Genomic DNA, 24342 nt, shown 5'->3' with positions numbered 1-24342 from the left:
GCTGACGTAAATCACCTCGGCCTTGTCGGAACCCCCCAGCTCCGCAAAGACAAATAGAGAACAGATTCCAATAGACAATGCCGTTACTATAAGAACCACCCATAAAAATCTACCCCTTAAGCTCTTCATCTCCATTCCCCCTATATTGAAATAAAAACCATGACTTCTTATTAAATCTCAGATATAGCATTTCATCTTCTGATATATTACCAAAATGGTTGAAATAATCCAGAAAAAAAGGCCGAGCACTGAACCCTGCTTTTATTTTACATTATATACGGTTCATTTTCAAGTGACGGGTATCACACAAGCCATTAAGGCAATGTAATAGTCTCTAAAAAATTATATCCGTACCCGGAAAATGTAACATTTAACGTCTTTGATGGATCAAACGAATTACTAAAAACTACCGGAAACAAGAGGTTACAGGGAAAGGCAGGGGGATTGCAGGGTCCAGATTCCATTACTAGGAACTTCCCGCCAAATCCATCGGTATATCCCGTTTCAGCCATGTAATACACCCGGGTCAGAATAAGGGAGAATGATCCACATATGGTTTCCGCGTTTACGGTTAACGTGGGTACATTCTGGGGGATATTCGGCGCCACCATCATCACTTCGATCCCCATGCAGCAGCACGCCGCCGGCACTTCGGTAAAATCGACGTTCTCCACGGTCAGCCCCGGCTCCGAGGACGATATGCTTACAGAGATAAACCAGCTCCCCTCCGTGTGTATGAGAGTGTAGTTCTCCGACTGGGAGAGCCACCATTTCGTCGTCCCACGGGTAGTCGCGCCGGCGATAGACGCCGTCCAGCTGGTGGAGATAACTATATTCTTTCCGTCGTAACTAACCTGATTTATGGAATAGCTTATCGTCAAGCTCATTGCGAGGTCCAAAAACGCCTCAAGGTTGTCGTCCAACAGCTCGTCTTTAGAGTAAAAACCCCCCGCCTTTCCGTCGTAGAGATCGGATATGAGCTCCCCCAGATTAATCGTATCTGAGCTCTTTACGTATCTGAAAAAATTGTCTATAAACGTCTTGGCAATATCTTCATAGCTTATGTCGAGAAACTTGATGATGAACGATCCGAAGTCTTCAGGTTCGGACTGGTCTCCGTTGACGTTCGTGACCCTGAACATAAGCTCGTATTCCATCCCCCCATCGGGCTTGAACTTGTATGACCAATTGGCCGTGCCGGTGGCGTTGTTCCACGTCATTCCACCGTCCGTGCTGACCTCCACCTTTGCTATCGAGAAATTTTCGTCCACGGCGGTCCCGACGATGGACAACATATTTTCAAAGTTAAGATCACTCTTCATAAGGGTGAGGATATCATCGATATCCTCGAGGTTTATCTTGCCGTTTAAAATCGCCGATGTGATCTCCGGGGGCAATAAATCCTCCACATCTATCGGTGTTTTAATATCTACCTTTATCTCCATGCCGTCGAGGAATTCCTTCAACTTCTCCTTGTCAACGCCCAAAACGGTTCCAGGGAGATTGTCCCCGGAGACCAAAAGCTCCTGCATCGTACAGACCTCAATGGGATCAAGGCCCGGAATCTTCTTCGCCACAACCGATACACAGGCCTCGATGCTTATTATGTCTGTGCCGCCCGTATCAAAGTCGAAGGAGACGCCGAAGTCGGTCCCCCTGACGCCTATAGTGGCGTTCTCCGTCTCGATCGTAAACTTCGAATCCTTGTCGACAAAAGGTTTTACCACCGCCCGTACCTTCCCCTTGATAAGCTCGAACTTGCTCCGGCTCACCTTGGTAATCTCCACCTGGCCCAGCTCCTTTATAACGACTCGGCTGTCCTCCCCGATCTTGATTATGCTCCCGTCCGTAAGCTTGAGCTCAACCGAGCTCTCCGAATCGGTCATTATCTCGTCGCCTTGGCCAACCTTCATCCCCTTCACCAGCGTTACAGTCTTTCCTGTCTCCTTCAGCTTGGCATCCACGAAGCCGCTGACGTAGATCACCTCAGCCTTGTCGGCGCCTTTCTTCGCCGCAAAGACAAAAAGGCAGAAAGAGATAAAAAGGATAAAAGTAAAGACCGCAACAAGGCCTCCCTTGACGTTCTCCTTACTCCCCATAACTTACCTCAAATTTTTTTAATGGAATCTCGAACGGTTAAAAGTGAAGAGAAAAGTTAAACATGTATATATTTTCACCGTATCTTTCGGTGTAGTCGTGGGACCAGTAATCGACGTTCTTGTAGCTTGCGCCCACAATTGACTTGAATATTTCATTCTCGTACAGGACTTGTTCGATGGCGACCTCCGTTACGTTTCTTCTCGTATCGTCTCCTTGCTCCCTGTTGGTGAAGGAGGCGTCATAATAGGCCTTAAGGTTTGTCTTGGTGGGCTCGTAATTCACACCCAGGCCCGCGTGAAGGATGGTGGTGGTGTCAAAATACGTCTTCGGCGTCGGGACCTTCTCTAACGTCCTCTTAAGATCGAAGCCGGCCCCGAGTCCCAGCGCCCAACCGAGGTTTAATGCGTTAAAGTTGTACCTCCAGTTGGCCCTTATGGTGTTGTTTACCGTATCCGCCTCATCCGGCCTGTGATCATCGAGGTATCTCAGGCGATACTCGAGAGAATAGTACATGTTCTTGTATCTGTTTGAAGCCATCAACTTCAGTCTATACGTCTCATAATCGGTGGTTTTAGGAAACTTCGGATGGTCTTCGCTCATACGGTGGGTGTGATCCAATTCGAGATCGAGCTTGAGATATTTAAAGTAGATATCATCATCGTAAAAGGGACGATAAGTCGCCCCCAACTCCGAGTAGTAGGTATTTGTCCTGAAATCCACATCGGACTTGGAGAGGAGGGCGTTCCGGTAGTGCCGGTACTTTCCCCAAAACTTCCACTCGGGGGACGGATTATAATTTATCATCCCCTTGAAGCTCTCCCTGTCGGGGGACGCCGTTCCCATAACCGTGTAGAACATCGGATCGACACGCTCGTATTCGAAGGACAGCTTGAGTTTTCTGATGGGCCTGTAATCCGCCCTGGCCCATACCGCCCATCCCTGCACCTCATCCGTCAGCGGGTTGTTTCTGTCCTCCTCATAGTAGCTCAACGCCCCCTCTCCGCGTATCAAGAGCTTCCTCTTCAAAAAGCGCAGCTCGGTGTCCAGCGCCCAGACATCGTTGCTGTAATCGGTTACATACGTTTCCCCACATAGCTTCGTGATCTCAGTGTGAATCCACGTTGCGCCCAGGGAATAATCGGGGAGAGGGGCAAACTCCAACCTGACGCTTCCGAAGCTGTGCTCAAAGGTATCGAGTTCGCTCTCGCGGTTTCTTCCGCCCAGGGCCATTATCCTGAATTCGGGAACCGGCCTGTACCAGGCCTTTGCGCCAAGAAACGTGTTCCTGAATGTATATTTTGAATAGTACTCGCTGATATCCCCCACCGCAAACTCATAATCATCGCCGTAGAGCCTCAGGTACGCCTGGAGGAGCTTCCAACGCCAGTTGGTCAGCTCCTTGTCCGTCGTGTGGCGGCCGTAGAAAAAGAAATCGAGATTCAGATTGTCGGATATATTCTGATCGAGCTTGAGCCTGAACTCCTCGTTGTATTGCCAGTTGTCCTTGTCCTTTTTATGGACATCAAGGGAAGACCGTGTGACATTCCCGTATACCTGCTCGTGATAGACTTCTATAGAGTAATCGACCGTCAAACGGCCGTCGTCCCACTGTATTGCGCCGGCGGATGAAGAGTATAAAAATATTAACACTGCTAATGCGCCGAAAATAACAGATGTTTTTTTCATCAAGGCACCTTAACTATATATAATTAGGTTAAACTTCATATCATTTATATAAAAATTTTATACGGATTGTCAAGTTAAATATCGGTCTAAATATTGGAATTTTGTATATATCACAAATCGAAGGGAATAAAACAAAAAAAAGGGGGCGAAGACTACCTCCCCGCCCCCTTTTCTATTCAAAGGTTCGCTTAATTTTTCTCGACGATTCTCACGCCCTGGCGTTTCCCTTTCCTATACCCCTGTAGACAAATCCCGCATCCTTTGCCTTGAGAGGGTCGATCACGTCCCTGCCGTCTACGATGATCGGCGTTCTCATAGTCTTTTTCAGCTTTGCGAGATCCATGTCGTAGTACTCTGCGTGCTTTGTCACCAAAAGCAGCGCATCAGCGCCCTTTGCCGCCCCCATCAGGTCCTTTGAAAGCTCGGCCTCGGGGAAATCCCGCACAAATGGATCGTGGGCTATGATTTCGGTGCCGTAGGCGGAGAGGTTTGAAATCAGCGAGTACGCCGGCGTGTTTCTCGTGTCATCGGAGTTTTCGAGGTAGGCAACCCCGAGGATCACGATCTTCGCGTCGGGGAGCTCAACACCCTTCTCCTCCAGACACTCCGAGAGAAGGTTTGCCATATGGTGAGGCATATATTCGTTGATGCTCCTGGCCAGCTGGACAAAATTGGTCTCGACCTCCTTCTGTCCGTACATCTTGAGGCCGTAGAGCAAAAGCCACGTGTCCTTAGGCAAACAGTGGCCGCCGACGCCGGAACCGGGATAGTGCATCATCCTCTCCTCCCTGGTGTTGATCAGTCTCTGCACCTCGTATACATCGAGTCCGAGGCTCTCGCAGATAAGGGCCATCTCGTTTGAAAAGGCGATGTTTACGTCGCGGTAGGCGTTCTCGATGGTCTTCGTGGTCTCGGCCGTAAGGACGTCCGTAGTGTGGATCTCCGCCTTGACGATCTTCCCATACATCTCCTTTGCCCTGATCTCGCTCTCCTTATCTATCCCCCCCACTATCCTCGGGAGGTTTACTATATAGTCAATGAGCTTTCCTGGCATGACCCTCTCATAAGAATAGGCAAGGCTGAAATCTGCCCCGGCCTTCAATCCCGACTTCCTCTCCAGTATCGGCTGAACGACGTGCTCAGTCGTTCCCGGCGCCACGGTGGATTCGGTTATAATGAGAACTCCCTTTTTCATGTACGTACCGATCTCCCGGGCCACCTCCTTCAACGACAGATACTGCGGCTTATGGTCGGTTCCATCCGTGGGTGTCTGCACGTCTATCAGGACAATGTCCATGTCCGAGATGGCCGAAAAATCGTCGGTCACCTTAAACGTGCCTTTCTTAACCACCTTGGCGATAAGCTCGTCGAGCCCCGGCTCATCCCCCTCGATGGGCGACTTACCCGCGTTTATCGCGTCAATCTTCCATCCGCTCCTCTTGGAGCGCCTCTGTATCCCCGTTACTTCGAATCCGTCGACTTCGGCCAATAAAGCGGCACACGGTATCCCCACATATCCCATACCGATTACGGCAATTTTCGTCACTGCATCTTTTGCGGTCATAACAAATCCCCTTGAAATTTTCCTTTTCCTATCTTTAGTTTAAAAAATCGATAAACCAACACCAATTTACCCTTCCTAATTGAGGCCGATCGCAGTTAACCGCGGACTGGCAATTAGGTAATTGAGTAGTATACACAATTTTTAAAGGAATTGAAACAAAAAAATTCAAAAAAACGACATCAATGTAGTTTTTTCCTTTGAGGTTTTTAAACTTTATTCCACACAGATAGAACGATAATGGATTAGAGAAGGCGGGCAAACACAGATACGCCCCTCATCCTTTACGGAATCGAAGATTAAAGAGGCCAAAAACACAATGCATTAAAAGCTGAAGGGGCCCAAAGAAAGGGCCCCAAACATGTTTCTTCCGCTTGCGAAAAAGTCTAACCTGTATCGAGATAAGACGTTTTCGCCAACAAGCCATTATTTTCTTCCGAAACTCGGAAGGGACTCCCTAATTTCAGGAGAATCCGCCGTGTCCCTTGTGACCGCACGATGAGGAGGCAAGACTCTCCCCGCCGCCCTTGGAGACCGAAGACACAGCCGACATCTGTTTTTCCGGCCCAACCTCTCCGCACTCCGGGCACGGAGTATCTGATGCGTCCTCGCTCATCCTGTGGAACAGCTCGAAGATATTTCCACACTTTTTGCATCTATATTCGTACAAAGGCATAAAAACCTCACTTTCAATTTCTTTGAACCTTCCGCCGATCAATTATCGACGATCCATTATCTGCCGCTATTGATATGCACATGAAGACGTGCCCCGCAAAGCCCGCCGTGCCTAACCCTTGAACTCCTCGTACTCCCTTTTTTCCAGCTTTTCTATGTACTTCTCCGCTGCGAACGCCGCCGTAGCGCCCTCGCCGGCGGCGGTCACGATCTGACGCAAAGCCTTCGACCTAACGTCCCCGCAGGCCATGATCCCGGGCACGCTCGTGTTCATTTCGCCGTCGGTTATGATGAATCCGTATTCGTCGAGTCTCACCAAATCTTTAACGAATTCCGTGTTGGGCCGATAGCCGACGTAGATAAAGACCCCCTCTATGGCAAGCTCCGTTTCTTCGCCCTTCTTGATGTTCTTGAGCCTTATTGCCGAGACCCCCTTGTCCCCGCCGACGATCTTTTCGAGAACGGTGTCCCAGATAATCTCGATCTTCGGATTTTTCTCGGCCCTGTCCGCGTTTATCTTGTCGGCCCTAAGCCTGTCCCTCCTGTGGATCAGTTTGACCTTTTTTGCAAACTTTGTCAGAAAAAGCGCCTCCTCCGTCGCGGAGTTTCCGCCCCCGATAACAGCCACCTCGGCGTCCTTGAAAAAGGCGCCGTCGCACACCGCGCAGTAGCTTACACCCCTCCCCGTGTACTCCCCCTCCCCGGGGATGCCCAGTTTCTTCGGCTCCGCTCCCGATGCTATGATCACGCTCTTTGACGAAAATGACTCGTTGGACGTCACCACTGAAAATTGATCGCCGTTAAGATTCTCTATCTCCGTCACCTCGACGATGGTCTTGAACTCGGCCCCGAACCTACCCGCCTGCTCCTCCATCAATACCATAAGCTCCGGCCCGGAGACACCCTCCGGGAAGCCCGGATAGTTCTCGATAATGTCTGTCGTCTGGGCCAATCCCCCGGGCGTCATCTTCTCAAGAAGGATGGTCTTCAATCCGCCCCTCGATGCATAGAGGGCGGCCGTCAGGCCGGAGGGCCCGCCCCCGACAACTGTCACGTCGTAATCCGCCATTTTTTATCCCTTACTTCTAATATATATATATAATGCCCTTTATTGCAACCTAAGAATCCAATTAAAAAGACCGTTTTCTCAACCCTTCTCCTTATCGCCGCACATACACCTTTCCCTCAAAAACGCCCTGAGCTTTGTCCTGACCTCCTGCGGCATCTCGTATGGCTTATGCCCCTCGAGCCTGCTCGAGATATTCACCGTGAAATTCAGGGACTTGAGATAGACCCTGCAGTGCAGACAGTTGTCAAGATGTGTCTCCAAATTCCGCCTCTCGTCCTCGGCAAGCTCCCCGTCTATATAGGCCGATAGGAGATCGCATACCCTCCTGCAGTCGTAATCGCTCATCTCTCATTTATCCAAAAATCACTTGGGAATAATTAATATATATCACGCCGGTCAATAAAATATGCGATTCGCCCTTTGCCCCCCCTGCGATCAATCATCGCCCTTGAAAAATCGCCCCACCCCGTCGACCTAACTCCCCACCTAATCCCGAAATCAGACCATCCTCCCCCCACCGCTACCCAAACATCCCGCCCTCTTTCCAAATCAGACCATCAGACCCCCTACGCCCCATAAGTTCAATATGCGGAATTACTACCCCCCCACCGAAACATGTAATCCGTCCCCAAATTATGACATCCACCCCCCTACTAAAAAAGACACTCAACACCCACAACATAGAACTCTATAGCCCCCCCTCCATCAGGTGATCCAGCGACTCCCTCAAGAACAGCCTTGCCCGGTGAAGCCTCGATTTCACCGCCGACTCCGTTATCCCCAAGATTTCGGCTGTCTCCTCCGTGGAGAACTCCTCCACGTCCCTCAGGAGGAATATCGTTCGATACTTTTCGGGGAGCTTCCCAACGGCCGAATCGAGCTCGGACAGAAGCTCCTTTTCAAGGAGGGCGTCCACCGGGCTGTCAATGTACCCGACCGGCGCCCTATCCTCCGAAGGTATGATGTTGGGAAGATCGTCGTTGAATTCCACCTCCACCCTTCCCGATTTTCTCAGCTTCATCAGGGCGTTGTTTGTGGCAATCCTGTATATCCAGGTGGAAAAAGATGAATCCCCCCTGAAGCCATTTATTGCGCGAAAGGCGTTCAAAAAGGTCTCCTGGAGGACGTCTTCGGCATCCTCCCTGTTGCCCAAGAGCCTCAAGGAGTGGCCGTATATCTTCCTCTCATATCTCCTGACGAGCTCCTCGAACGCCTCAAAGTCCCTTCCATCCCCACCCTGAACCAATTCAACGAGCCTTGCATCTTCTAACTTATCGTATTCTTTCATTTAGATGAATCGAGAATAGATACGTTTCATTAAAATTTTCTGCCGCCAGTCGACAGACCGCCTATATATTATGATTCCCCCCCTTCCCATCAACGTCAACAATCGCCTTGATAATTCCTGACACAGCTGGTATAATCCAAGGAACAAAATATTTACTTCCATGTCTCAAATAGATAGTACTATAATACATTAATATGTCATTTTTAACAATTAAAAGGTACCATCGAGGAGGAAATCAATGTTTAAAGTTTTCAATGTCAAAGCCTTAAAACACGCCCCTATTCCCCTCATAATAGTCTTTCTGTCTTCGGCCATCGTCTCTTCCTGCGCATCAATGTCCACGGTAGACAATCTCCAGAGGGAAGTCTCAAGCCTCAGGGAGGAGATGAGCACGCTGAAGGACAAGACCCTCGAAAGGAGTGCGGAAACTGGAGCGAACTACTACACCGTGCAGGAAGAGCTGAAGTCCCTGCGCGGAACATACGAGGAGAGCGCCCATGAATTCGAGCAGGGCATTAAGGACCTCAAGGTTCTGAAGGAGGTCGTCAACAGAACTATAGCCGAGATGGAGAACAGGTTTTACGAAATCGAGAAACGGCTCGCGGCGATAGAGAAGAAGCTCGGCATTACGCCCCCGCTGCCCACAAAGACTAATTCGCCGACCGATACCGAGACGGAGACGACGGAAACCGAGGTAGAGACGACCGAATCCCCCAAGAAGCCCGCGGTGGACGACACCATAGGCTCGGAGCTGGGGAACGAGGCGATCTACAACAGCGCAAAGGAGAAGTTCCAGAAGAAAGACTACGACGGCGCGATCGAGTCCTACGAGGCCTACCTCAAGGCATACCCTAAATCGCCCCTTGCGGACAACTCCCGCTTCGGCGTGGGCGACTGCTATTACGAAAAGGGGGACTACGAGCGGGCGATCCTGGAATACAGCCGGGTCATAAAAGAGTATCCCGACGGCAACAAGGTTGCAAGCTCGCTTCTAAAGATCGGATACGCCTTTGCCGCAATGGGCGATACGGATAACGCCAGAAGCGCACTGATGGAGGTGATCAAGAAGTACCCCGGGGAGCCCCAGGCGGAGCTTGCCAAAAAGAAGCTGGAGAAGCTGTAACGGTTTGATTATCTTGACTTAAGGTTTTTTTTGTTTATCAAGCAACGGTGGGGATTGCATATGAAGTGTAATCCCCATCTTTCTTAAAGAGTTTTTGCAAATGACGGGTTACCGACCCGTCTAATTTCAAGGGGCCGTTTCCGTCAATTCTCAATCATCGTTTCAAGGAGCAATACCACCCTCAAGGTCCTTTCAATGCCCAATAACCTTGAAAAGGCCGCTGCTAAAACATTCTCCCCCCGACAATTTCAAATATGATAAAAATGGGAATGATTGAGTGTTCATTCAATTTTTTCTTGACAGGATATTGGACTCAATATATAATTTCCAGTTATCTTAGGAGATTATTGTCCTACATAAAGAAATTGACCAAATCGGGACTGAATTTAATAACGGTGGATACTTTTTTGAGTTGATTCCGTTTTAAATAGTAAAGCAGATATTTACGTTATTCGATTAACCATTCAAAGGAGAATTTGATGTCAAATGAGAAATTAATGAACCGATGGTGGGTCGTTGTCGGCGCTATCTTGGTTCAGTTGAGCTTAGGGGCGATTTACGCATGGTCAGTCTTTACGCCATACCTGAAAGGAACAATCTCTGACGGCGTTACGGATTTTGGTTTTTCCGCAACGCAGACTCAGTGGATCTTTTCCGTCTGCATCCTTGTTTTTGCCATTGCCATGATTTTTGCGGGAAGATGGCAGGATAAGGTAGGGCCGAGAAAGGTCGCCTTTGCCGGCGGACTCATCCTGGGGATCGGCTATATACTCGCCAAATTTTTTGGAACAAGCTTCCTGGGCCAGATTGTCTGTATCGGCGTGATAGGCGGAGCGGGAATCGGTCTTGCCTACGTGTGCCCCATTGCCGCGTCCGTAAAGTGGTTTCCCGACAAAAAGGGCCTCATTACTGGACTTGCCGTTGCCGGCTTTGGCTTCGGCGCCATGATCTGGGTCAAGCTCGGCGGCGCATGGGGTCAACTCATCGACAACTACGGCGTTCTCAACACCTTTGCAATCTACGGGATAATTTTTATCGTGTCGATATCTTTGGGCTCTATAGTCTTGATAAATCCTCCGGAAGGATATAAGCCGGAGGGATGGGAGCCCCCCGCCGCGACCAACGCCGCTCCCTCGGGAGGCGAGAACTTCACACCGTCCGAGACCATGAAAACCCCCCAGTGCTGGATGCTCTGGTTGATGTACGCCTTTTCGGCTATGGCGGGTCTGCTTGTAATCGGAAACATTAAGCTCTTCGGCATATCGTCCCTTGAAGCCAATAATTTCGTTGGCGATGCATCGGCGGTTGCCGGAACGGCTATGGTCATCTTCTCCCTCCTGAACGGCCTGGGAAGAATTACCTGGGGGACTATCTCCGACAAGATCGGCAGGCCTCGCTCCATCTTCCTTATGACCCTCCTTCAGAGCATAATGATGTTAGCCATCATATGGATGGGCGGAACGATGGCCACCCTCTATATCATTGCGGGCCTCATCGGCTTTAACTTCGGCGGTAACTTCTCGCTCTTTCCCACGGCCACCGCTGACTTTTTTGGACCGAAAAACCTGGGCACGAACTACGCGGTTATCTTTACGGCATACGGCGTTTCAGGAGTAGTAGGACCCCTGCTCGGCGGCAAGGTCTTCGACTTAACCGGAAACTACCTCTGGGCGTTCGTGCCGGCGGCTACGCTTTGCTTTATCGCCGCTATGATCTCGCTTGTCACCAAGCCCCCGCACCACAACAAGGCCGGTTAGGAAAGACCATAGGAGCGACTTAGGGGAAATAGTCTTTTGTATCAAAGAAAAGGAACGATTTTAAAAACCTTTAAATCTAGCGATAGAATTTTCAAGGAGGATCAAATATGGCGAATGAAAAAGCAAGTGCCTTTGAAGGAAAGAAATTCGCCCCACCGGCGAGTTTCACTAAAAAAGCTTATATCAAAAGCCGCGAAGAGTACCAGAAGATGTGGGACGAATCAATAAAGGATCCCAATGGTTTCTGGGGAAAGGTTGCCGATGAATACATCACCTGGTATAAGAAATGGGATAAGGTAAACGAAGAAAACTACAAGGAAGCCCAGATCAAGTGGTTCATAGGCGGAAAGCTGAACGCCTGCTACAACTGCCTTGACAGGCACATGGGAACTGAAAAGGAAAACCAGAAGGCGCTGATCGCCGAGGGCAACGAGCCCGGCGAGGCTTGGGAATACACCTACAGGGAGCTCCTCACCGAGGTCTCCAAGTTCGCCAACGTCCTTAAGAGCGTAGGCGTAAAAAAGGGCGACAGGGTAACTCTCTATCTCCCGATGATACCCCAGCTTGCCATTGCCCTTCTCGCCTGTGCCCGCATCGGGGCCATACACAGCATCGTCTTCGGAGGCTTTTCCGCAGACGCATTGAAGGACAGGATAGTCGACTGCGATTCAAAAATTCTGGTAACCTGCGACGGCACCTTCAGGGGTTCCAAGGCGGTTCCCCAGAAGGATAACGCCGACAAGGCCTGCGAAGGCACCAAGATCGAAAAGGTCATAGTAGCAAAGAGGGTCGGCGACAAGATCAAGTGCGCTTGGGACGATTCCAGAGACCTCTGGTGGGAAGACCTCATGGCAAAGGCCAGCGACGATTGTCCCTGTGAAGAGATGGACGCCGAAGATCCTCTCTTCATCCTTTACACATCGGGTTCCACCGGAAAGCCGAAGGGCGTTATGCACACCACCGGCGGCTACATTACCTACGTCGCATACACCCACAAGCTGATCTTCGACTACCACGACGGAGACATGTACTGGTGTACTGCCGACATAGGCTGGGTAACAGGACACTCCTACATAGTCTATGGTCCCTTGGCAAACGGCGCGACGTCCATCATGTTTGAGGGCGTGCCCGCATACCCAGACTGGGGCCGTTTCTGGGACGTCGTGGATAAATACAAGGTCAACATCATTTATACGGCACCCACGGCAATCCGCGCAATCGCAAAGGAAGGCCTCGATCACGTCAAAAAGCGCAACCTCTCGAGCCTTCAGCTTCTGGGTACCGTTGGAGAGCCCATTAACCCCGAGGCATGGGGCTGGTACCACACAAACATCGGAAAGGAAAAATGTCCCATCGTCGATACATGGTGGCAGACCGAGACCGGCGGAATCCTCATCACTCCCTTACCGGGGGCGTGGGATACAAAACCGGGCAGCGCAACACTTCCCTTCTTCGGAGTCAGTCCCTGCCTCGTTGACGCCAACGGCAAAGAGATAGAGGGTCCCGGCGAGGGCTCCCTCTGCATCAAGCACTCCTGGCCCGGCCAGATGAGGGGCGTCTACGGAGATCCGAAGCGTTTCAAGGAGACATATTTCGTCCAGTACCCGGGGTATTACTTCACGGGAGACGGCGCCAGAAGGGACGAGGACGGTTATTACTGGATCACGGGCCGCGTCGACGACGTCATCAACGTCTCCGGACACAGAATGGGAACGGCCGAGGTGGAGAGCGCCCTTGTCGCCCACCCGAAGGTGGCCGAGGCCGCGGTGGTCGGGTTCCCGCACGACATCAAGGGTCAGGGGATCTACGCATACGTAACCCTGAACGCCGGCGTGGAAAAGAGCGATGAGCTCAGAAAAGAGCTGGTGCAGCACGTAAGAAAGGAGATCGGCCCCATTGCCACTCCGGACAAGATCCAGTTTGCAGATGGACTCCCGAAGACCCGCTCCGGCAAGATCATGAGGAGAATCTTAAGAAAGATCGCCGAAAATCAGCCCGAGGCCGTGGGTGACACATCCACCCTCGCCGATCCGGCTGTTGTCAAGGACCTTGTGGAAAACATGATCAAGTAAGATTCAAATCAAAAAACGATCAGCAAAAGGGGGAGAGAAATTCTCCCCCTTTTTTAATACCATCGTTAAATAATAGGCCCGCCCCTATTGCAGGCACGTCGATTAGATACTTATGAACCCTGAAGCATAAACGAGAAAGGATAGGGGGAGATAATATAAAAAGTTTTCCCATCACAATAAAAGGATTCAATCAAGGAGATAAAACGAAGTTTTTTATTGACTTTCAATTCCCTTAAAGTATATCATTACCCTTCAAGAACAGGTTTAATAATGTTGAATTTTTTATATCAAAACAACAGAGAAGAATTATTAAATAGTCTTAAAAAGAAATTTAAAGATATTGCAGAAATAACGGTTCGGAAGTTTTGATTCCAAGTTTCTTAAAACACTCATATAGAGCTGAATTTCTATGCCCCTTGGCCTTCCCTAGTTGGAACTGTAATTCCCGTCACAACCACAAAGACACACCGATATTCAAACACAACAACCATAGGCGTTAAGACAGGTTATCTAAATTGTGATAAAGTTTTTTTGTCATCCTCAATCATTGAAGCCTACACATATTTCAGAACAAAACGGAGGAACAGATGCTCGTTGATGTCAAGAAGAAGGTGCCCAGCGACATCGAAATTGCACAGGCCGCAAGGATCAGGCCCATCGGGGAGGTCGCCGAGGAAGCCGGGATCGCCGAAGATTACCTTTACTACTACGGGAAGTACAAGGCGAAGGTTCACCTGGACATCCTGAAGAAGCTCAAGGATCGCCCCGACGGAAAATACATCGTAATCACGGCAATAACCCCCACGCCACTGGGCGAGGGGAAGACCGTAACGACAATAGGGTTGAGCCAGGGCCTGAAGTTCATCGGCAAGAAGGCCTTTACCTGCATCCGCCAGCCGTCCCAGGGACCGACCTTCGGGATCAAGGGCGGGGCCGCCGGCGGTGGATATGCCCAGGTAATTCCCATGGAGGATATCAACCTCTACCTCACGGGAGACATTCACGCCGTGAGCGCTGCCCACAACCTGCTCGCCGCCGCCATAGACTCGCGGAGACTCCACGAATCGAGGCAGACGCACGAGGGGATGTTCAACGCGCTTATCAAAGACAACACCTTTACGGACTCACAAAAGACTCGTCTCATCAAGCTCAGAATCGACCCAAACAAGAACCCGAAGAAGTTTACGGCGGAAGAAAAGAAAAAATTCGCAAAGCTCGATATCGACGATTACTCCATAAGCTGGAACAGGGTGGTCGACATCAACGATTCTTCCTTGAGAAACATCGTCGTCGGACTCGGCGGCGACATGGACGGCAGGCCCCGCCAGGCGGGGTACGACATATCCGCGGCCTCCGAGATCATGGCGGCGTTGGCCCTCTGCAGCGACCTGGCCGACCTCAGGAAGAGGATGGGAAATATCATCTTCGGCACAAACAAGGACAAGGAGCCGCTTACGGCCGAAGACCTCGGCGTCGCCGGCGCGATGACGGCGCTTTTGAGAGACGCCATCATGCCCAACCTCATGCAGACCCTGAACGGCTCCCCCACCTTCGTTCACGCCGGCCCCTTCGCGAATATCGCCCAAGGAAACTCCTCCATAATAGCGGACAAGATAGCGCTGAAGCTCGTTCCCGACGGGTACGTCGTTACGGAATCGGGCTTCGGAGCGGACTGCGGCATGGAGAAGTTCATGAACATCAAGTGCCGTTACTCGGGACTCGTTCCGAACTGCGTCGTGATCGTCGCCACGGTAAGGGCGCTCAAGATGCACGGCGGCGGCCCGACCGTAACTCCTGGAAAACCGCTGGACGAGGCCTATAAAAAAGAAAACCTGTCCCTTTTAGAGGCGGGCGTTGAAAACCTTCAGGTACACATAAGAAACGCCAAGAAGTTCGGCGTGCCGGTGGTGGTCGCCTGCAACAGGTTCATTACCGATACCGATGCGGAGATCGAGCTGGTCAAAAGGGCCGCGGTGGAAGCGGGGGCCGAGGGCGCCATTTTGAGCGACGTCTGGGCGAAAGGCGAAGAGGGGGGCGCGGAGCTCGCGGAGGCGGTCGTGGCCGCATGTGAAAAGAAGAGCGATTTCAAGCTCCTCTATCCCGATGACATGTCGATCAAGGAAAAGATCGAGACCATCGCAATGGAGATCTACGGGGCGGGCAGTATCTACTATTCGGTCGAAGCGGAGAAGAATATCAAGCTTTTTACCGATATAGGGCTTTCCAATCTCCCCCTCTGCATGGCGAAGACGCACCTGTCGCTCTCCCACGACCCCACGCTCAAGGGCGTGCCGAAGGGATTCAGCCTTCCCATCAGGGACGTCAGGGCGTCCGTGGGCGCGGGTTTCCTTTATCCCCTCTGCGGCGCCATGAGGACAATGCCTGGACTCCCCTCGCGTCCCGTCTTTATCGACATGGACGTAGACCTCGAAACCGGTCTGGTAAAGGGATTATTCTAAAATTTTTGCATCTTGCGGAGACGCCTAAGCCGTCACCGCAGGAAAAAGCAAAGCGCTTGAATCAAAGACAAAGTGGAGGCGGCAGATCATGTCAAACATCATAGACGGAAAGGCGATAGCACAATCCGTTCGGGAAGACGTGGCCAGGGGCGTTAAGGCGCTGAAGAAAAGGACGGGGAAGGTCCCGAAGCTCTCGGTGATCTTGGTCGGGGAAGACCCGGCGTCCAAGGTGTACGTTGGACACAAGAGCAGGTTCGCCGCCGAAGTAGGGATAGATTCCGACACGATCAAGCTCCCCGAGGACACACCCCAGGACGAGCTCCTTGGGATCATCGACAGATTGAACGCCGACAGAGGCGTTCACGGCCTCCTTGTCCAGCTCCCCGTGCCCAAGCATCTGGACGCCGAGACGGTGACCCAGAGGGTCGCATCGGAAAAGGACGTGGACGGCATCACATACATAAACTTCGGAAAGCTCCTCTCCACAGATTACCGGAGAAAAGACGACCCCCTGAAAAGGCCCCCAGTGCCCGAGGGAACCTTGGAGCCCTGCACTCCCTCGGGCGTCATGGAAATGCTTTACCGCCACGACGTCAAAATAGAGGGAAAAGTGGCCGTCGTCGTCGGGAGATCGAACATCGTCGGAAAGCCGATAGGAGTTATGCTCATGCGGGAGCACGCAACAGTAATAATGTGCCACTCCAGGACAAAAGACCTCGACAAGCTGGTGGGAACGGCGGACATTCTGGTCGCCTCGATCGGAAAGGCGGAGATGATAAGGGGAGCATGGATCAAAAAGGGAGCCGTCGTCATAGACGTGGGCATGAACCGGATGGAAGACGGAAAGCTCAAAGGGGACGTCGAGTTCGAGGAGGCAAAGAAGAGAGCATCCCTGATAACCCCCGTCCCGGGAGGCGTCGGCCCCATGACCATCGCCATGCTCCTCAAAAACACCCTCAAGGCCGCCGAGAAGGCAATATCTTAAAGATCTTGCTTAAGGATCGCAATGCCGGCGCAAATGTGCCGGCCTCTTCCTCACACCTTCAAATAGACCGCCTGCCCCTTCAGCCGTCTTTTTTTCGCGGGGTACTGAGATTATCCATTTAAAATTTAGAGACTGATTTTTAGCAGCTCCTACAAGTTACTTACGATTACAGCCCGATTCTATATATCAAATATTTGACTAACCGTGATCTCTCACCGCTCCCGTCAAATTTGTGGATTTCAAACCCGTTAAATATCCCTAAAGCTTTGCGGCCTCTATTATTGCCGGAACGTATCTGCCCCAGCCCAGCGACATGATATGTGCCCCCTGGCACATATCTTTCAATTCGTGGATCAGCTCTCCGGCGATCTGAACGGTTACCTTCGGCACATCCTCTTTTTCGGCGGAGGCGAGCCTTTCGATCAGCTTATCCGGCACTGTTACTCCCGGGACTTTCTTGTTCATATATCTCGCCGTCCCGGCGCCCTTGAGAATAACGATCCCCGCCAGTATCGGGACCTTCAGGTGCTCCACCTTCTTCATGAACGCCTCGAACGCCTTGAGGTCGAAAACCGCCTGGGTCTGCACGAACTGCGCTCCCGCGGCCACCTTCTTCTCCAGCTTCATCACCTGGAGATCCACCTCCTCAGCGCAGGGAGCCGACACGCACCCCTTGAAGAACTTAGGGACGCCGTCGAGGACGTTCGGCTCCCCCTTCGTCGTCCTTCCCATATCCGTTCCGCTCTCGATAAGCGTCATCGCCCTTAATAGACTCACCGAGTCGAGGTCGAAGACCGGCTTCGCATCCCGATGGTCTCCCAGGACGATGTGGTCTCCCGTGATGGAGAGGATGTTTTCTATCCCGAATATCGATGCGTTGAGAAGGTCGGACTGCAGCGCAAGCCTGTTTCTGTCCCTGCAGCCCATCTGCATGATCGGCTCAATGCCCATCTCCCTTAACATTATGCAGAGGGCGAAAGACCCCACCCTCATCACCGCGGTCTGAATATCGGTAACGTTTACCGCGGCCACATTCCCTTTTAGAAACTCCTCAGCCTCTTGGAGGGCCGGCTTGACGTTGTTGCCCTTCGGCGGGCCTATTTCGCCAGTAAAGGTAAACTTCCCGCCCTCAAGGGATTCCTGCAGTTTGCTCACCCCTAAACCTCCTCGGTGTTCAATTAGTCAAACATGATTTATATGCCTTCCGATCGACGACCGGCCCGGCGCGAGGCCGTATTCAAAATATACAATTTCTTGCCCCCTAAAACTTCACACCCCTCTCGGATGCCGTGTGATCCCTGAAGGGCTTAATCTTCTCGAGCAATTTCAGGCGTCCCTGCCTTTTCAGGCGGTCGTAGATAACGATCCAGACGCAGTCCTTCTCGGGGCTTATTTCACACCTGCCATCCATCGCCCCGCCGCACGGCCCGTTGACGAGCCCCTTGGGGCAGTTCGCCACGGGGCAGATCCCGGAGGTCAGCCCAATAACGCACTGGCCGCACATTACGCAGTCGAGCTCCGAGGGAGTAAGCCCGGCGAAGCCGGCGAGCCTAACCGTGTCGCAGGCGGTAAAGACCGGAATATCCTTTACATCGGTTATCTTCTCCGCAACAACCTGAACACCCACGCCGCATGAGAATACGAGGACCCCGTCCGCCTTGCTTATCTCCCCGGAGTAGAGCTTGAGTCTCCTCTCGGCAAATTTTCCCCTGCAGAGGTAGTCGGCTATTTCCTCTCCGGTTACCTCAATCCCTGACCCCCTTAATCCTTCGACCTTCTCCCTCGCCTCCTTAAGGGGAAAGAATACTTCCCTGCAGCCGAGGCAGTACACTACAAATATCGACTTCGGCAGCAGGCCGTCGAACTCCTCCGCTGGTTTGATCCGAGTCACGAGCATATCTTTATTTTATCTCCATCGCCGTTTACGTAACAGTTTCGTCACCTATTCTCCGCATCTTTTAACATCCGCTTTCCCTCCTTCAAGAACCCCACCAGCGGGAGCTTTGCGGAGCATATATATTCGCAGCACCCGCACTCGATGCAGTTATAGACGGCATATTCCTTGAGTCTCTCGACATCCCTCTCTTTCACGCAATGCCAGAGCCGGTGGGGCATAAGCTCCATGGGACAGGCGGAGACGCAATTTCCGCATCTTATGCATCTGTCCGACTCCCCCGCCTCGATGTCGGGAAGGGGCAGCACCGTCACCCCGGATGTCCCCTTTAAAACCGGGACGTCGAGGGTGGACTGAACGATCCCCATCATTGCCCCCCCCACCTTGACCCGCTTTTTCGATAAAAGCTCCCTGGGGGGGATGTCCGACACCTCCTCCAAAAGATACGAGATGGGCGTCCCCACCCTTACCCTGTAGTTTCCGGGCCTTTTTATCCCGTCTCCCGTGATCGTCACGACCCTCTCGATCAACGGCATCCCGTTGACAACGGCGTCGTAGACGGCGTATGCGGTGCCGACGTTTGAGACCACCACGCCCACGTCGAGGGGGAGACCTCCATCCTTCGGCACCTCCTTTCCCGTCAGTCTCCAGACCAGCATCCTCTCCGACCCCTGGGGGTATTTCGTCCTCAGGACCTCGACCCTCACGCCGCCCCACTCGAATTTTTTCAGCGCCTCGACGGCGTCCAGCTTGTTGTCCTCGACTGCTATGATGCACTCCTTGACGCCCGCCGCCTTAGCGATAAGCCTTATCCCCTCCACTATCTCCCCGGGCTTCTCCACCATCATCCTGTGGTCAGCGGTGAGGAACGGCTCGCACTCGCACCCGTTTATGATCAAAAGATCGATAGGTTTTACCGGCCTTATCTTGACGTGAGTGGGAAACATCGCTCCCCCCATCCCCACAATCCCCTTATCCCTCACGATCTCGATTATCTCATCTCCCGTCAAATCGTTAACCGACTTTCCCGGGGCCACCGATTCGCTCAAGGTGTCCTTGTGGTCGTTCTCGATTACAATCGCCTTGACTTCGACGGGGATGACGGGATGGGGCCTCGCTTCTATCGCCATAACTTTTCCGCTTACCGGCGAGTGGACCGGCGCCGAGACGAAGGCGTCCGCCTTAGCAATCAGGTCTCCCATCTTCACCTCGTCCCCAACCCTGACGGCGGCCGCATTGGGCGCCCCGATCTGCTGGCTTACCGGAACGACCAGGATTTCCGGCATGGGGAGGGTTTCTATTTCCGACCCCGCCGTAGCCTCCTTCATCTCCAGGGGGAAGACCCCGCCGTAGAAGCCCAGCCCACGGCGGGCTGTCGCGTCGTCGGCAAGGGACTTAACCTCGTCAAACGCGGGGCGGCCGTGGTCCATGACCCTCACGCCTCCCTTCATCAAGTCGGTCCTCCCCTGTCTCTTGAGGCGTTCGTATATCTTGAGCCAGACGCAGTCCCTCTCTCCGTCCACCTCGCACTTTCCGTTCACGGCACCGCCGCACGGCCCGTTGAGGAGAAACTTTGGGCAGTAGGAAACGGGGCATATCCCCCCCGTGTAATTCAAGACACACTGCCCGCACGCCCTGCAGAGCTTTCCCGCCTCCCCCTCCGGCACGAAGCCCCGAAAGAGAGCTCCCCCCATCGTGTCCGCGCCCGCGACCACCGGTTTTTCCGAAATAGAGGCAAGGAGCTGGGTGCCCACGCCGCACGAGGAGGTGACGATCGCATCGACCTTGTCGAGGTCGATCGTAGTAAGAACTTTTTCCGTAGACGTGCGGATGCAGAGAAAATCGATCTCCTCGATCACCGCGATATTTTTCCCGGCGGCCTCGATCGCCTCCCTGATCCCCTCCAGTTCATCGGACCGATCCCGCTCAAACTCCTTGAAGCAGAGCTTGCAGGCAAAAATCGCCACGTTTTCAACGCCCTTAAGAAGCTCTCGAAACTCGTCCCTGTCCTTGACCGCTACTTCCATTACCTTTGCCCTTTACCCCTACAGTTTGCCCTTATAAATCCCCTGGATACACATTTTAACTATTTCCTAATCCCAGTATTTTTGGATTAAAAAAATACTGGGGTTATCTTAACAATATTTCATGGCTTTGACAAACAATATATGACCAAAGGGTAATAAGTTCCGGCCAAGGGTGCGGGCAATTTGCAAATAGAAAGTAATAGCCTCCACAACAATTTAAGGTGTGTATCATAAAGGCGCGCCTCGACTGCCGATCGACTACCGCAATGTATCTAAATCAGGATAACAGCGCTTTTTATTCGCTTTTCTATTCGATATTTTATTTGATATCTTATTTGCTATTTAACCGCCGTTTGAAATACACCGCTCGAAATGGATTTGATATTAATATGAAGAGGTTTGAAAGGAATTGAAATATAATACGAAAATTATAGCATGTGCCTTAAAACTTGGAGAAAAATTAAGCAGCAGGTTGATTAACTCCACAACTTCCACATGACAGGTCGTAGACTGATCGGACGTTCCCTTGAATGTGGCAATCGAGAGACGGGGGCTATAAAACCCCCGTCTCTACAACTATGCAGATACTCTTTTCATCAAATCGATCGATCTTGTCCCTTCTTAATCTCCTTATCCCTGAGCTCCCTCCTCAAGATCTTTCCGACCGCCGACTTTGGAAGAGCGTCCAGAAACTCGTAGAGCTTCGGTACCTTGTAGGGGGCGAGCTTCTCCCTGCAATATTTGTCGAGCTCCTCCTCTGTTAGTGTCTCGCCCTCCTTGACGACAATGAAGGCCTTGACCGTCTCCCCCCGATATTCATGCGGAACGCCCACGGCGCACGCCTCCACGATTTTCGGGTGCTCGAATAAGACCTCGTCAATATCCCTTGGGTAGATGTTGTATCCGCCGGCGATTATCATGTCCTTCTTCCTGTCCACGATGTAAATATACCCGTCTTCGTCCATCTTCGCGATATCCCCGGTGTAAAACCACCCGTCCTTGATCGAGTTCTTGGTCTCCTCCGGCCTGTTGTAGTAGCCCTTCAGCCGGTGGGGGCCGGTGAAGATCAGCTCCCCCTCTTCCCCTATCGGCATCTCCTTCTTCCCGGTTTCGATATCTACTATCTTGACGTCACACTCAGGGATCGGGACGCCGACGCTCCCCGGCTTGAGTGTGCCCCGCCAGGGTGTTACGCTGATGAAGGTCGACGACTCCGTCATCCCGTAGGCCTCCACGATGCCGGCGCCAGTGGCTTTCTTGAGGCCGTTTATGGTCTCCAGCGCCAAGGGGGCCGCCCCGGAGAAGAAGCCGGTCACAAAAGATAAATCCTGCTTATGGAACTCCGGCAAATCCAGGAGCCCCACGTATATCGTCGGGACGGCCGGGATGATCTCCGGCTTGTATTTTATCATCAGGTCGAGACAGGCCTTCGGCTCCGGCCTCGGGACAAGGACCATCGTCCACCCGTTTATTATGGCAAGCGTCATCACGGCGTTGAAACCCGCCATGTGGAAAAAGGGGAACGTGGCGAGCTCCATCATCTCCTGTTCGATAAAATCGAAGAACCACGACTGGGCCATCTGGGTTACGCACGAGATGTTCCTGTGGGTCAGCATGACCCCCTTCGACGGCCCCGTGGTTCCCCCCGTATATGGTATCAGGGCAAGATCGTCAAGAGAGTTCTTGATGCCGGTCGGCTTTGGGGAGGCCTTCATCAGATCCAAGAACTGGTAGTAGCCCGGAGCCTTCTCGTATTTGAAGTACATACCTTTCTTCAACTTCGGGAATAGCTGCTTGGCCGGGAATGGGAGATAATCGTTTATATGTGCGGATATAATGTTTTTTATTTTGGTCTTCGGCTTCAAGGCCAGCATCCTCGGCGCGAGGAGATCGAGGGTTACGAGGTGCTCCGCGCCGCAGTCGTTGAACTGGTACTCCAGCTCCCTGTCGGTGTAAAGGGGGTTGTTCGGAACGGGCACCGCCCCCGCCCTCCACGCCCCGTAATAACCGATCACCATCTGGGGCAGGTTCGGGAGCATGAGCGCCACCCTGTCCCCCTTCTTTACCCCGATGTCGATAAGCGCATTGGCGAAGCGGTTGCACATCTCGTTCAGCTCCTTGTAGGAGATCTTCTTCCCCATAAGGTTGAGGGCGATCCTCTTGCCGAACTTCTCCGCCGTTATCTCCAGGAATTCCGGGGTGGTGTTTTCCCTGAAATCGATGGAGGTGGGCACCCCCTTGACGTAAGATTTAAACCACAAACGATCTTCCATACTATTCCCCCTTTCAAAAAAACTTTTTCAATAATACTTGTAATGGATATGAAATGCGAGAAAAAAATGAGTTTTCTTAAATTTCAGATTTATTCGGCTTTATTTGATTTTGCTTTGCATATTCGAGGACGTATTCCGTATCGCTGATTTTACTTAGCCTGAACGGCATGGAGGTCTCCAGCTACTGCTGCTGGTTTTTGAGGAGTTCCTGGCATTCTTTGATTCGTTCGAGAACAGTATCTTTATTCTTATAATATGGGTACACTTTCAAAAAAACCGAGTAGTAATATATACAATTCTCTTTTAATCCTCTATCATAATAAAACGTTCCTAATCCTCCGTATGAAAGTGTAAAAAGAGGATCGGTTATAATAGCTTCTTTTAAAAATTCTTCAGCCATTTCATAATTGGATAGGTTGTTTTTATAAAATATTGCAATAGTATATAATATAGTTCCTGATGAGGGATTTTCTTTAAGAGCTTTTATCTAATATTCTAAAGCCTTTTTTGTATTAGTATTTTCATATTTAACTCCTTCTAAATACCATTTTTGAGATTCACCTTTGATAGGGGATGTTTCTCTAAAAAGCGTCCCCAACTTCACCGCCTTTTCATAGCACTTCAGCGACTCATCATACCGCTCCAGCTCCGCCAGGCTGAAACCGAGGTTTAGCCAGGCCATGTAGTCCGATGAATCGATTTTGATGGCCTTGGTGTAAAGCTCGGCCGCCGTCTTGTAGTCATCGGCGTGAAAGGCGGCGTCGGCCTTTTCGATGAGCTTCGAAAGCTCCGAGGCGTGGGCGGGGATGATGAAAAGGAATAATGACAGAATAACAATCAAGGATTTGGTTCGCAATAATTTCATATTTGGTCTCCTGCAAAGATAAGCAAATTCCCACTTTTCTCTAAAATTATTTATTCAGTTTCATGAGTTCCTCTGTACAAATTTTAATACCATATTTTGCACCAGGATCTTCTGGGTCTATTTTCGAAGCATATTCATAATACTTAAGAGCAGTTTTATAGTCTTTTTCTATTCTCCGATAAATTGAAGCGAGTCCTATCACAGAATCAATATTCCTTTCATCTAACGCCATGGCTACGTTGTACATATCTTTAGCTTTCTGTAAATCCTCTCTAGAAGGATTTTTTTGATCACCTCCACGAGATAGAAATGCTATTGCATAATCATTACAAATCCTTGATAGCTCCTTTTTCACCTCTATATTATCGATTTGGCTTAAATCATAACCGAGAAGTTTTTCAAGACTATATTCAAATAAATCTAGGTGATTGTAAAAGATTTGCCACCATGATAAGGTAAATCATGGACATCAAATCTTTCCAAAGTATTGTAAAAACAGAGAAAACAG

18 protein-coding genes are annotated in these 24342 nt (G+C 51.2%); 5 read left to right on the top strand and 13 right to left on the bottom strand.

Annotation, left to right across the window (positions count from 1 at the left end; translation table 11 throughout):
• Nucleotides 1–314 precede the first annotated feature (314 nt).
• The 7 genes from JW984_10425 to JW984_10395 all read right to left on the bottom strand — a co-directional run bounded on the left by JW984_10425 (nt 315) and on the right by JW984_10395 (nt 8379).
• Nucleotides 315–2099: a FecR domain-containing protein gene (locus JW984_10425; protein ID MBN1573599.1), complete on the bottom strand. Its 1785-nt coding sequence runs from the start codon at nt 2097–2099 to the stop codon at nt 315–317.
• A 37-nt stretch (nt 2100–2136) separates the two neighbouring features.
• The gene (locus tag JW984_10420) at nt 2137–3786 is read right to left on the bottom strand and encodes a hypothetical protein (protein MBN1573598.1); all 1650 of its coding nucleotides are present in this window, start codon (nt 3784–3786) and stop codon (nt 2137–2139) included.
• A 208-nt stretch (nt 3787–3994) separates the two neighbouring features.
• A complete protein-coding gene (locus tag JW984_10415) occupies nt 3995–5350 on the bottom strand; it encodes a nucleotide sugar dehydrogenase (protein ID MBN1573597.1) in 1356 nt (451 codons plus the stop codon).
• A gap of 460 nt (nt 5351–5810) precedes the next feature.
• Nucleotides 5811–6023, bottom strand: a complete 213-nt coding sequence (locus tag JW984_10410; protein ID MBN1573596.1) for a zinc ribbon domain-containing protein — start codon at nt 6021–6023, stop codon at nt 5811–5813.
• Nucleotides 6024–6134: 111 nt separating this feature from the next.
• Complete coding sequence (gene trxB / locus JW984_10405; GenBank protein ID MBN1573595.1) at nt 6135–7091, bottom strand: thioredoxin-disulfide reductase; 957 nt, start codon at nt 7089–7091, stop codon at nt 6135–6137.
• A 78-nt stretch (nt 7092–7169) separates the two neighbouring features.
• A complete protein-coding gene (locus tag JW984_10400; protein MBN1573594.1) occupies nt 7170–7436 on the bottom strand; it encodes a zf-HC2 domain-containing protein in 267 nt (88 codons plus the stop codon).
• Between the two features lie 343 nt (nt 7437–7779).
• A complete protein-coding gene (locus tag JW984_10395; protein ID MBN1573593.1) occupies nt 7780–8379 on the bottom strand; it encodes a sigma-70 family RNA polymerase sigma factor in 600 nt (199 codons plus the stop codon).
• A gap of 238 nt (nt 8380–8617) precedes the next feature.
• Between JW984_10395 and ybgF the strand changes: the two genes are divergently transcribed.
• From ybgF to JW984_10370, 5 genes are all read left to right on the top strand, one after another.
• On the top strand, nt 8618–9502 hold the full coding sequence (gene ybgF, locus JW984_10390) for a tol-pal system protein YbgF (GenBank protein MBN1573592.1): 885 nt from the start codon (nt 8618–8620) through the stop codon (nt 9500–9502).
• A 479-nt stretch (nt 9503–9981) separates the two neighbouring features.
• Nucleotides 9982–11259 carry an OFA family MFS transporter gene (locus JW984_10385; protein MBN1573591.1) on the top strand — a complete coding sequence of 426 codons (1278 nt, stop codon included), beginning with the start codon at nt 9982–9984 and terminating at the stop codon, nt 11257–11259.
• Between the two features lie 107 nt (nt 11260–11366).
• Nucleotides 11367–13331 (top strand): acetate--CoA ligase, encoded by a 1965-nt coding sequence (gene acs / locus JW984_10380; protein ID MBN1573590.1) that lies wholly within the window; start codon nt 11367–11369, stop codon nt 13329–13331.
• A gap of 587 nt (nt 13332–13918) precedes the next feature.
• Complete coding sequence (locus tag JW984_10375) at nt 13919–15790, top strand: formate--tetrahydrofolate ligase (protein MBN1573589.1); 1872 nt, start codon at nt 13919–13921, stop codon at nt 15788–15790.
• 88 nt (nt 15791–15878) lie between these two features.
• Nucleotides 15879–16775, top strand: coding sequence for a bifunctional 5,10-methylenetetrahydrofolate dehydrogenase/5,10-methenyltetrahydrofolate cyclohydrolase (locus JW984_10370; protein ID MBN1573588.1), 897 nt, complete (start codon nt 15879–15881; stop codon nt 16773–16775).
• Nucleotides 16776–17033: 258 nt separating this feature from the next.
• Here the strand turns inward: JW984_10370 and JW984_10365 are convergent, their stop codons facing one another.
• From JW984_10365 to JW984_10340, 6 genes are all read right to left on the bottom strand, one after another.
• Nucleotides 17034–17930, bottom strand: coding sequence for a methylenetetrahydrofolate reductase (locus JW984_10365; protein MBN1573587.1), 897 nt, complete (start codon nt 17928–17930; stop codon nt 17034–17036).
• A gap of 106 nt (nt 17931–18036) precedes the next feature.
• Nucleotides 18037–18672: a methylenetetrahydrofolate reductase C-terminal domain-containing protein gene (locus JW984_10360; GenBank protein ID MBN1573586.1), complete on the bottom strand. Its 636-nt coding sequence runs from the start codon at nt 18670–18672 to the stop codon at nt 18037–18039.
• A 41-nt stretch (nt 18673–18713) separates the two neighbouring features.
• Nucleotides 18714–20696 carry an electron transport complex subunit RsxC gene (rsxC, locus tag JW984_10355; protein MBN1573585.1) on the bottom strand — a complete coding sequence of 661 codons (1983 nt, stop codon included), beginning with the start codon at nt 20694–20696 and terminating at the stop codon, nt 18714–18716.
• A 596-nt stretch (nt 20697–21292) separates the two neighbouring features.
• The gene (locus JW984_10350; protein ID MBN1573584.1) at nt 21293–22969 is read right to left on the bottom strand and encodes a long-chain fatty acid--CoA ligase; all 1677 of its coding nucleotides are present in this window, start codon (nt 22967–22969) and stop codon (nt 21293–21295) included.
• A 487-nt stretch (nt 22970–23456) separates the two neighbouring features.
• The gene (locus JW984_10345) at nt 23457–23834 is read right to left on the bottom strand and encodes a tetratricopeptide repeat protein (GenBank protein ID MBN1573583.1); all 378 of its coding nucleotides are present in this window, start codon (nt 23832–23834) and stop codon (nt 23457–23459) included.
• Nucleotides 23835–23880: 46 nt separating this feature from the next.
• On the bottom strand, nt 23881–24189 hold the full coding sequence (locus JW984_10340; GenBank protein MBN1573582.1) for a tetratricopeptide repeat protein: 309 nt from the start codon (nt 24187–24189) through the stop codon (nt 23881–23883).
• Nucleotides 24190–24342: the final 153 nt, after the last annotated feature.

Source organism: Candidatus Zymogenus saltonus, from assembly GCA_016929395.1.
Classification (GTDB): domain Bacteria; phylum Desulfobacterota; class Zymogenia; order Zymogenales; family Zymogenaceae; genus Zymogenus; species Zymogenus saltonus.
The sequence above is the reverse complement of the archived record's forward strand: the minus strand, read 5'-3'. Positions and strand labels throughout refer to the sequence as shown.